The sequence below is a fragment of the Pandoraea captiosa genome (assembly GCF_902459775.1).
GTDB classification, from domain to species: Bacteria; Pseudomonadota; Gammaproteobacteria; order Burkholderiales; family Burkholderiaceae; genus Pandoraea; species Pandoraea captiosa.
This window is the reverse complement of sequence record NZ_CABPSQ010000027.1, coordinates 1-3,296: the sequence shown is the minus strand read 5'-3', so window position 1 is coordinate 3,296 and position 3,296 is coordinate 1. Positions and strand designations below refer to the sequence as shown.

At 51.4% G+C, this 3,296-nt stretch carries 1 tRNA gene and 1 rRNA gene; both read right to left on the bottom strand.

From position 1 onward, the window contains the following. Window positions 1-46: 46 nt before the first annotated feature. Window positions 47-2,924: ribosomal RNA gene (locus tag PCA31118_RS26830) — 23S ribosomal RNA — on the bottom strand. Window positions 2,925-3,218: 294 nt separating this feature from the next. After that, window positions 3,219-3,294: transfer RNA gene (locus tag PCA31118_RS26825), tRNA-Ala, on the bottom strand. Window positions 3,295-3,296: the final 2 nt, after the last annotated feature.

Sequence of the window (3,296 nt, the reverse complement as noted above, 5' to 3'; positions counted from 1 at the left end):
TGTATCGGCACAGCGATACTCACACCAGGAAAAACACACTGGTTATAGGATCAAGCCTCACGGGCAATTAGTATCAGTTAGCTTAACGCATTACTGCGCTTCCACACCTGACCTATCAACGTCCTGGTCTTGAACGACCCTTAAGGGGAATCGAGTTCCCAGGGAAGTCTCATCTTAAGGCGAGTTTCCCGCTTAGATGCTTTCAGCGGTTATCTCTTCCGAACATAGCTACCCGGCGATGCCACTGGCGTGACAACCGGTACACCAGAGGTTCGTCCACTCCGGTCCTCTCGTACTAGGAGCAGCCCCCTTCAAACTTCCAACGCCCACGGCAGATAGGGACCAAACTGTCTCACGACGTTTTAAACCCAGCTCACGTACCTCTTTAAATGGCGAACAGCCATACCCTTGGGACCGGCTACAGCCCCAGGATGAGATGAGCCGACATCGAGGTGCCAAACACCGCCGTCGATATGAACTCTTGGGCGGTATCAGCCTGTTATCCCCAGAGTACCTTTTATCCGTTGAGCGATGGCCCTTCCATACAGAACCACCGGATCACTATGACCTGCTTTCGCACCTGCTCGACTTGTCAGTCTCGCAGTTAAGCACGCTTTTGCCATTGCACTATCAGCACGATTTCCGACCGTACCTAGCGTACCTTCGTACTCCTCCGTTACACTTTGGGAGGAGACCGCCCCAGTCAAACTGCCTACCATGCACTGTCCCCGATCCGGATTACGGACCTAGGTTAGAACCTCAAACAAGCCAGGGTGGTATTTCAAGGACGGCTCCACAGAAACTAGCGTTCCTGCTTCAAAGCCTCCCACCTATCCTACACAGACCGGTTCAAAGTCCAATGCAAAGCTACAGTAAAGGTTCATGGGGTCTTTCCGTCTAGCCGCGGGTAGATTGCATCATCACAAACACTTCAACTTCGCTGAGTCTCGGGAGGAGACAGTGTGGCCATCGTTACGCCATTCGTGCAGGTCGGAACTTACCCGACAAGGAATTTCGCTACCTTAGGACCGTTATAGTTACGGCCGCCGTTTACCGGGACTTCAATCAAGAGCTTGCACCCCATCATTTAATCTTCCGGCACCGGGCAGGCGTCACACCCTATACGTCCACTTTCGTGTTTGCAGAGTGCTGTGTTTTTATTAAACAGTCGCAGCCACCAGTTTATTGCAACCCCTTCACCCTTCTGGCGCAGGCCAGTCAAGCTACAAGGGCGTACCTTATCCCGAAGTTACGGTACCAATTTGCCGAGTTCCTTCTCCCGAGTTCTCTCAAGCGCCTTAGAATACTCATCTCGCCCACCTGTGTCGGTTTGCGGTACGGTCTCGTATGACTGAAGCTTAGAGGCTTTTCTTGGAACCACTTCCAATTGCTTCGCGAACAAGTTCGCTCGCCCCACAGCCTTGAATTACGCGCCCGGATTTGCCTAAGCGCCTTCTCCACTGCAGGGACCGGGACTTCCAACACCCGGACAACCTTCCGCGATCCGTCCCCCCATCGCATCATACGACGGTGCAGGAATATTAACCTGCTTCCCATCAGCTACGCATCTCTGCCTCGCCTTAGGGGCCGACTCACCCTACGCCGATGAACGTTGCGTAGGAAACCTTGGGCTTACGGCGAGGGGGCCTTTCACCCCCTTTATCGCTACTCATGTCAGCATTCGCACTTCTGATACCTCCAGCATCCTTTACAAGACACCTTCACAGGCTTACAGAACGCTCTCCTACCATGCGAGCAAGCTCGCATCCGCAGCTTCGGTATATTGCTTAGCCCCGTTACATCTTCCGCGCAGGACGACTCGATCAGTGAGCTATTACGCTTTCTTTAAAGGGTGGCTGCTTCTAAGCCAACCTCCTGACTGTTTTAGCCTTCCCACTTCGTTTCCCACTTAGCAATATTTAGGGACCTTAGCTGGCGGTCTGGGTTGTTTCCCTCTTGACACCGGACGTTAGCACCCGATGTCTGTCTCCCGTGATTGCACTCTTCGGTATTCGGAGTTTGCTATGGCGAGGTAATCCGCAATGGACCCCTCAACCATGACAGTGCTCTACCCCCGAAGGTGATACACGAGGCACTACCTAAATAGTTTTCGGAGAGAACCAGCTATTTCCAAGTTTGTTTAGCCTTTCACCCCTATCCACAGCTCATCCCCTAACTTTTCAACGTTAGTGGGTTCGGTCCTCCAGTACGTGTTACCGCACCTTCAACCTGGCCATGGATAGATCACTTGGTTTCGGGTCTACACCCAGCGACTGAACGCCCTATTCGGACTCGCTTTCGCTACGCCTTCCCTATTCGGTTAAGCTTGCCACTGAATGTAAGTCGCTGACCCATTATACAAAAGGTACGCCGTCACCCCTTACGAGGCTCCGACTGTTTGTATGCATGCGGTTTCAGGATCTATTTCACTCCCCTCCCGGGGTTCTTTTCGCCTTTCCCTCACGGTACTGGTTCACTATCGGTCGATTACGAGTATTTAGCCTTGGAGGATGGTCCCCCCATCTTCAGACAGGATTTCACGTGTCCCGCCCTACTTTTCTCAAGCTTAGTTCCACACCAGGGTTTTCTCATACGGGGCTATCACCCACTATGGCCGGACTTTCCATTCCGTTCTGATAACACCGGTGCTAAATCTTGAAGGCTGGTCCCATTTCGCTCGCCACTACTTTGGGAATCTCGGTTGATTTCTTTTCCTGCAGCTACTTAGATGTTTCAGTTCGCCGCGTTCGCTTCGCTAGACCTATGTATTCAGTCTAGGATGACCTAAAAGGCCGGGTTTCCCCATTCGGACATTTGTGGATCAATGCTTATTTGCCAGCTCCCCACAACTTTTCGCAGGCTATCGCGTCCTTCATCGCCTGTAATCGCCAAGGCATCCACCACATGCACTTATTCGCTTGACCCTATAACGAGTGCGTCTCTCGACACATCCTTTATAGGTTGAGTATTAGCGTTGTGCCGTATTCCAAGTCATCTTTCGATCACTTTAAATACTGGTTGATACAATCACAACCCGTACAATTTCCACGCGCCATCTCTAACGCGCTTCCGTTGTACTACTTCTTCTTCCAAATTGTTAAAGAACAAAATACTGCATGACATTGCTGTCATTCAAAAGCATTCACATTCAGGGATTTACTTCAGAAGTACCACTGAGATAACTTGCTTTTGACTGACATCGATGTGATCTAAGATATTGGTGGAGGATGACGGGATCGAACCGACGACCCCCTGCTTGCAAAGCAGGTGCTCTCCCAGCTGAGCTAATCCCCCAA